The following is an 8044-nucleotide window of genomic DNA, read 5'->3' as shown; positions in this document are numbered from 1 at the left end:
AAGCAGGCCTCGAGATGAGTTCTCACTTTGACTTAGAGTCAACTGAAGGGCCGTTGAAGACTACAACGTTGATAGGCGAGATGTGGAAGTGCTGTGAGGCATTAAGCTAACTCGTACTAATTACCCGTGAGGCTTAACCATACAACGCCAAAGTGGTTTATAAGCGACAGAAGTTAATAGACTAAAGTAGACAAAGAATTTAATAGCTTTTTCCGGATTTACATTGATGAGGGAGACTTCATTGATGAACAGAATTTCCTGGTGACTATAGCGTTTTGGACCCACCTGACCCCATGCCGAACTCAGAAGTGAAACAAAACAGCGTCGATGATAGTGTGGATTACCCATGTGAAAGTAGAACATCGCCAGGTCCAAATAAGAGAAACCCGTTGCAGCAATGCGACGGGTTTTTTGCTATTTGGGATAAAGTACTTCCATGTAGCATCTCCCCTTCGCGCGTCCTTGCGCTCACTTCCTCGAACTGCGAAGCGGTGCTTCGGTTTCTCGTCACCCAAACTCAGAAGTGAAACAAAACAGCCGAAGGGTCGGCCCCGGTCAATGATAGTGTGGATTACCCATGTGAAAGTAGAACATCCTACTTCGTAGCGAGCCAGGGCCAAATAAGAGAAACCCGTTGCAGTAATGCGACGGGTTTTTTTCTGTTTGGGGTAAAGTACTTCCATGTAGCATCTCCCCTTCTCGCGTCCTTGTGCTCACTTCCTCGAACTGCGAAGCGGTGCTTCGGTTTCTCGTCACCCAAACTCAGAAGTGAAACAAAACAGCCGAAGGGTCGGCCCCGGTCAATGATAGTGTGGATCACCCATGTGACTCTCTATTTAAAAAATGAGAACATCCTACTTCGTAGCGAGCCAGGGCCAAATAAGAGGTTGATGAAAAGCGTTCATCCATGAACTTCATCGACATTCGAACATCCATGTACATCAAAACCCGTTGCAGCAATACGACGGGTTTTTTGCTATGTGTGATTTAAAAACCTCGCGAGGTAAACTCGCTCCTACCACAGTATAGGCACAGTGCAACATGGTAGGAGGTGGTTCACCCGCCGATGGGTTGTAATGAAGTTCCGGCAAAAAACCATGTACATCAAAACCCGTTGTAGCAATGCGATGGGTTTTTTGTTGTTTGGGGTATAGAAAATCTCGCGAGGTAAACTCGCTCCTACCACCGAATACACAGCATTGTGGGAGTGCACGCATCCATGCGTTCATTTCCTGAGTTGCTAAACTGCGTTTCTGAACTTGATTATGAAAAGACGACGGTTTTATTGCCGTTAATGAAAAGCTTATGCTCGCAGGCTAATTGTAACGCGTTACAAAATACTGTTTTTTCAATGTCTCTACCGATTTTTGCCATCTCCTCGGCATTTTGAGCATGACTAACTTGCGTGACATTTTGGGCAATAATAGGCCCTTCATCTAATTCATCATTAACAAAGTGAGCAGTAGCACCAATAATTTTCACGCCACGTTCAAATGCCTGATGGTAGGGTTTTGCACCGATAAAGGCTGGCAAGAATGAGTGGTGGATATTAATAATTTTCCCGTCAAAGCGTGAGACAAATTCCGGTGTTAAGATCCGCATATACTTTGCCAAGCCAACAATATCAGGATCATATTGTTCGATTAAGTCGGCCATTGCACTGTCGTGTTCAGCTCTACTCAACCCTTCATGTGATACCAGATGAAAAGGAATACCAAAGCCTTTAACAAGGGGTTCCAACGTATCATAGTTTGCGATAACTGCTTGTACTTCAATATTGAATGCTTGTTCATATTGTTTAAGCAACACGCCGCCTAAGCAGTGCGCTTCCTTCGTCGCAAGCAGCACCACTTTTGTTCGTTCTTGTCCGTATAGGTTTAATTTGGCGCCAGTTGGTAATGACTGACGAAGTTGTGTCAGAAAGTTATCACTGGGTGTGCCTGTGATCTCTGTACGCATAAAGAAGCGCTGTCCTTCTTTATCTACAAATTCGTTATTACGCGTGATGTTTAGGTCGTGCTCATGGCAAAGGCTCGTGATCTTCGCGATCAGTCCTATGCCATCTTTGCACTCTGTCGTTAGTATGTAACTCATTTCCTCATTCCAATTCGTCCAAGCGAACTTTCAGAATACTGCTAATTGGCAGTGAGATAAATGCTTACCAACAAAAAACTTTGGCCAATTTTATTTGACCACGACAGATAAAATGTCACGTCTTAAAAAAAAGCACTAAGTGTTGAGAAAGTTCACTTCAAAATACGTGATCAACCTTTTTAAGGTTGGTATTACTGTGATGACTAATCGTGAATTCGTTTGCAACTTTTGTTGCTTTTACTACCTCAGGATATTAGATGAGAACTTTTACATTCCGCCTCTATATATTACTACTTTGTGGTTTTTTATCTGCATGTAATGACACTAATCCAGAAAAAAACGAACAAAACACTAAAGCAAGTTATAAAGTGGTCACAACTTATACTGGGGCTGGGTCGATAGCTCCTGAGAGTCTAAATATAGAAGCGGGTTCCTCTGCCACCTTTGAGCTGCGGCCTGACGAAGGGTATTACCTTGCAGATGCTACGGGGTGTCACGGTTTTTTGGACAAGGAGAAGCTTAATTATCATGTCAATAATGTGAATGACAGTTGCAGTATTGACGTTTCATTCAAGCCTTTAAAGTTATCTATAAAAATAAATCTTCCAGAAGGTGCAAGTTTGACGCTGGATAAATCTGACTACTTTTACGGTGATAGTCTTTCTGCTCAACTGATATTGGATGCTAGTCATAAAGTAGAGAGTATAACTGGCTGTCAAGGTCAATTAGTCGGAGAGTATTATCAAGTAGCTAAACTTGTAGAAAGTTGCGAAATATCACTCAAAACCTTAACACCAAAACGAACGTTTACTGATGAAAAAAGCGGTCAGCAACTTCAAGTTAAGGTTCTAGATAATGCTGGAGTTATTGCTACAAGCAGCCAAGGAATTATCTCAAAAGATGAACCAAACTTGCCAGCGATGAGTAACGATATTGTACTGCCATTCCAGTTACTTGCGATAGATATTGCAACAACTCCGGGTGCAGATGTCTTAGTTGAACTAACTTACCCAAGTGCAGTTTCAGAGCAATCTCGTTACATTAAGAGCGATGGGGAAACGTGGTATTTTATGCCTACTGAATTCGCCCAGCTTGCTGCTGATAAGCGTAGTATTGTTTTACATCTCCAAGATGGTGGTTATGGTGATAGTGATGGAGTTGCCAATGGGATAATTAAAGATCCCGGGGGTATAGCAGAATTACAAAAAATAATAGTACAAGGCATTGCTTATGAAGGTGGTAGTATTTCACCTAACACACAAACTGTTAGCTATGGCGACTCAACGATTTTCACGCTTTCGCCTGATGAGGGCTTTGGGATAAGTGATGTTACAGGATGTAGTGGTACTCTGACGGGCAACACATACACTACCGGTATGGTTACTTCTGCTTGCCAAGTCAGCGCTAGCTTTAGTCCGCACACTTTCAACGTAGATGCTAGTGCAGGTGAGGGCGGTGGTATTTCACCCAGCACACAAACGGTAAGCTATGGAGATAGCGCCACTTTTACTCTTGTGGTAGATGAAGGCTATGAAATAAGTGGAGTAACAGGATGCAACGGCACGCTTACTGACAACACCTACACCACTGGCGTGATAACGTCTGCTTGCCAAATCAACGCTAGCTTTAGTCAACAAACTTTTACTGTGGATGCGAGTGCTGGTGAAGGCGGTGGTATTTCACCTAGTACACAAATTATTAATTATGGTGATACTACCCGCTTTACTGTAACACCTGCTGTTGGATTTAGCATCGCTGAAGTATCTGGGTGTAACGGAACACTTGTTGGCAACACTTACATTACTGGCACCATTACTTCTGCTTGCCAAGTCAGTGTAAGTTTTAACCAAAAATCCTATACTGTGGATGCGAGTGCAGGTGAAGGCGGTACCATTTCACCTAGTACGCAAACGGTAGCTTATGGTGGCACTGTTAGCTTTACCCTCATTCCTAGTGAGGGCTTTGAAATTAGTGAAGCGAGTGGTTGCTCAGGAAGCCTTAATAATTACGTTTATTCTACGGGGGAAATTCGAGAGCCTTGCTTCGTCCAAGCTGAGTTTTCTCAGATAAAACCAGAGCTTTCAGTTGATGCTGGTGAAGATATAGTGGGTGTGTCGGGTAATACTGTAAATTTAAGACCTTCCGTAGATACACAAAATAAAATTAAAGCTGTTAGGTGGCAACAAGTAAGTGGCCCCACATTAGCGATTGAAAACGTTAATAGTTTAGAGACATTGGTTGAGCTACCTTCTTCACCATTCTATGGATATGCTGAGTTAGAAATCACTGTTAGTGATGATTCGGGAAATGAAGCCAGAGATAGAGTAAAAGTTGAAATAACTCAAAATATTGAAGTCCCCATTCTGATTGATGATTTAACTGTTACAAACGTTGCTGTATTTCATACTGAAAACCCAGGTATTCGAATTAGCACAGGGGAATTCGATGAAAATTCAAAAGCAGCTTTCTTTGAAAAAATAAGAATAGAGAAAAATAAGCTTTATTACGTCACTGTATCTGGGAGTATCAACAACTCGGAAAGTCAAAATGCTGTGGAGTATGGTTTAGTTTTCAACCACGATATACTCGATAATGGTATGGCTATCTCGCTTCTCTCTGACATTATCTACCAAGCGGTCGCTCAAGATATTAGAAATAACAACCTAAATGAGCAACTATCACACTTTGCAAATATTCTAATCAATGATCTAAATAGCGATGGTACTATATCTTATCGTGATATCTCCTACTTTCATAAAGGTCTAGAAAGCACTTTCATGGGGAAAAGTAAGTACCTTTTAAGTGATTATAAAAATAAAGCCAACTACCTTGAAAAGCTTAATTTCGTTTTTAAGCAGCTTGAAAGTAAACTAGTTATTAGTAATGATAGCTATTTCAATATAGGCGATAAAATATATCCAAATTTAACAGAAAAGCCCCTTGGCACCAGTGTCAGAATTTCTTTAAACAACTCAGATTTTGTGAATGCTAATGAAGGCCTACAGCTACAACAAAGCGGCATTAATAAAGTATCAATATCATTGTCTACAGAGAACGGGGTTTTCTATAAAACTGATAGACAGCTAACCGTCCTTGAGCAAGAAGCTGTAGAAGTAGCAACCATCGTTGCTGATCAGGACAATACGGTGCACCTTGTTGATAATACCAACACCAGCTCAGAAGTTTATTTCCCCGTCGGCTCATCTGGAGGAGACCTTACGATATCAGCAAAGCTAAGCTCTGCAGAAAGCACTCATGGTGTTAATGGAGTACTAAAGAGCGATATATTAACTTTAGAGCCCTCCGGTACGACCTTCGATGTACCTGTCACAATAAAACTAGCGTATCACGGTGATATTGATCCTGAAAGCATCATAGCGACACGAATATCACAAGGTAATGTTATTGAAAGCATAAAACCAATATATGTAGACACTTCTTCTAAACATGCATATTTTCAGACCACACACTTTACCGATTTCATACTTGAAAAAGACATTTTTGGAAAAAGTGAATCCGAAGCGGTAATCCATAACCTTGAGTTAATGGTAAAGGGTGCATGTGATAATAAAAATTATAGCGGCCTTACAGAAGAAGATTGTGAAAGGCTTTACAACCTCAACGATGACGAATGGGTAGAAATTTTAAACCTAAATGGAAAAAGCAATAAAGAATCAGAAATTACAATTTTTGATATCTACTCATCGTGGTATTTAGGAAAATCAATTTATAACGATCTAACTGCAATAACAGATGGTAACACAGGTGCATACTACACATATTTAGCAGATTCATTTGATCAGTTTAAAGAAGAGGAAATTTATACCAATACCTTAGCCAACCAATATAAAAAACTTGCTGAAGCCGGTTTTTCATTCACGGACTTTATAGACGATGCAGAGTTAATTGTAGAAGCCGCTGAATTCGGCTTCGATTTTTTCGATGCCAGTACGCTTAGTAATATTACCAGAGCAACTGGACTAATAAATGGCGCTACTGGTATATTGCCTACAGACTTTGTGTCTTGGTATTTAGAAGCAGTAATCACCAAACCGATAAAGGAAATTGAGGAGGTAAGTGACAAAATCCTAGGATTCCAAATAGAGAGGTACGCGTCATTAAGAAATAACGGCGGATTCAACTTTGAAAAATTTATTAGTACAGTACAAACGACTCTCAATAGTGATAATGGTGATGCACTTTATAACGGTTATGGTATACAAGATGGTTTTCTTACTAACTCTAGAAGTCAAATTCCTCCTGGATTAATTACTGAACCAGAGGAAATTAGGGCTTTTTGGGTCAACCTTGATCTGTTCTTACAACGATATGAACTATATAAATTAGCAGTTTCTAATCAGGAGCCAACTGGCAACTTAAAACAAACCTTCAGTGACCCACAAATTTTAGCTGAAGATGGAAGAATGCTAGATATCATCTTAAGCGCTGATAAACACATACGAAAAATTAACGATGAATCTGTAAACATTGCTGATTTTAAGGTCTTCAATACATCTCATGAGTTTGGGCTTTTCACTAAGAAAACAGAAATCAAAGTCTCAAATAGTGAGATTAAAGAATTAGATTCCATAAAGTTTTCGCTGTTATTAGACGAAGTTTCGAGCATTGAAGCTGATGAGTTAATTGTCAATATAGAAACTGAATCCAGAGATAAAGTACTACTTGCTTGTGTCAGCTCAGATAATTCAACAATTGCATGTAGTGGCGAGCATAACGTCTCTCCTGAGTTTCAAGTCTATGATTATAAACTGTCGATCGAGACGGAGAGTAATAAACTGGAAGATGAAAAGTTTAAGGTAAGCTTTATTCAAAACCAGTCAAATATTTCTCCTTTTGTAGCAATAATCAGCCCAGTTAGTAACAAGCTTACTTCTGGAGAAAATGTTTCTTTGCCAGCACACTACAATGACCCTGATGGTTATATTCTGAGTCGGCGTTGGTATGTGAAGATGGGGGAGCAATATTTACCATTTAGCGTATCTGATAGTATTGCAACCTTCACTATTTCAGAAACCGATGAAGAGAAAATACTTACAGTCTATCTAGAAGTAAAAGACAACGAAGGTGCCAGAACAAGTGATCAGATTTATTTCAGAGTTTATCCAAAACAGCAGGGGAATATATCCAAATTTAGTTCTTCATGGTTGAATGGAAAAACCTTGTACAATGTTTATTTTTCAGGAAATGACAAATCGTTTCAGCTCACAGAGATTACCTTTAGTGATAGAGAGGCTCGTGCGGTTGTAAATGGAAGAAACATCACCCTTGAGTACACAATCGTTGACGGTTTCATCAGAATTGATGATGGCTCCGATGTTGATTACATAGGTATCTATCGCTCAGAGCCAGACAAGTTGTTGTTGTGCTGGGGAAGAGATGCATTCAATAATTGCTCTGGTGAGGCAGAAGAATACTTCTTTTATGACAGAGAGTTAGCAAGAAAATATATACAAGCGGCGCCAGGCAGGCATAAATATTCTGTTTTTGCCGGCAATAATAGGCTTGCCAATCATAATGAGTGGCTTGCGCCGCTAGAGCACGGATACAAAAAAATTGGTGATACCGACTCAGCATCAGCCAGAAGGTTTTATGGTTCTTACAGATATTACGTCATTATGGTCGAAGACAATGAGTATGCTCACATTGATGCAGTTAAGGATCACAATGGAAACTTGTATCAAACTTACATAACAAGCAACGTATTGAACCACCAAAACCTAGCGAATGGCGTTGATGGCAACTATGCAGAACTGGGTTACTACGGTAAGTCTTATATGGTCATTGAAGTCAATGAACACACACGCTACATCAAGGTCTACCCTCATTAGCCAATGGCTTAAACGAACTGCGTATAACTAGTAAGCCAGGCTCAATTATTAAAGATTGAGTCTGGCTTTAATACCAATAGCGTTAATTAATTGACCAATTT

Annotated in this window: 2 protein-coding genes and 2 rRNA genes; 3 read left to right on the top strand and 1 reads right to left on the bottom strand. The window is 40.2% G+C overall.

Annotated features, from left to right (window positions below; all coding sequences use genetic code 11):
- Both L3V43_RS03890 and rrf read left to right on the top strand, forming a co-directional pair.
- Positions 1–141, top strand: a 23S ribosomal RNA gene (locus L3V43_RS03890); the annotation flags it as partial.
- Between the two features lie 116 nt (positions 142–257).
- Positions 258–371, top strand: a 5S ribosomal RNA gene (gene rrf, locus L3V43_RS03885).
- Positions 372–1263: 892 nt separating this feature from the next.
- On the opposite strand, the gene purU is transcribed toward rrf, so the two are convergent.
- A complete protein-coding gene (gene purU, locus L3V43_RS03880) occupies positions 1264–2094 on the bottom strand; it encodes a formyltetrahydrofolate deformylase (protein ID WP_237115719.1) in 831 nt (276 codons plus the stop codon).
- Positions 2095–2351: 257 nt separating this feature from the next.
- On the opposite strand from purU, the gene L3V43_RS03875 reads away from it, so the two are divergent.
- The gene (locus L3V43_RS03875; RefSeq protein WP_237115720.1) at positions 2352–7943 is read left to right on the top strand and encodes a choice-of-anchor U domain-containing protein; all 5592 of its coding nucleotides are present in this window, start codon (positions 2352–2354) and stop codon (positions 7941–7943) included.
- Positions 7944–8044: the final 101 nt, after the last annotated feature.

This window comes from Pseudoalteromonas sp. L23, from assembly GCF_021728455.1.
Taxonomy (GTDB): domain Bacteria; phylum Pseudomonadota; class Gammaproteobacteria; order Enterobacterales; family Alteromonadaceae; genus Pseudoalteromonas.
The sequence above is the reverse complement of the archived record's forward strand: the minus strand, read 5'-3'. Positions and strand labels throughout refer to the sequence as shown.

Excerpts from the sequence above, each read along its gene's own strand:
- L3V43_RS03875 (WP_237115720.1), top strand. The coding sequence starts at position 2,352 with ATGAGAACTTTTACATTCCGCCTCTATATATTACTACTTTGTGGTTTT.
- purU (WP_237115719.1), bottom strand. The coding sequence starts at position 2,094 with ATGAGTTACATACTAACGACAGAGTGCAAAGATGGCATAGGACTGATC.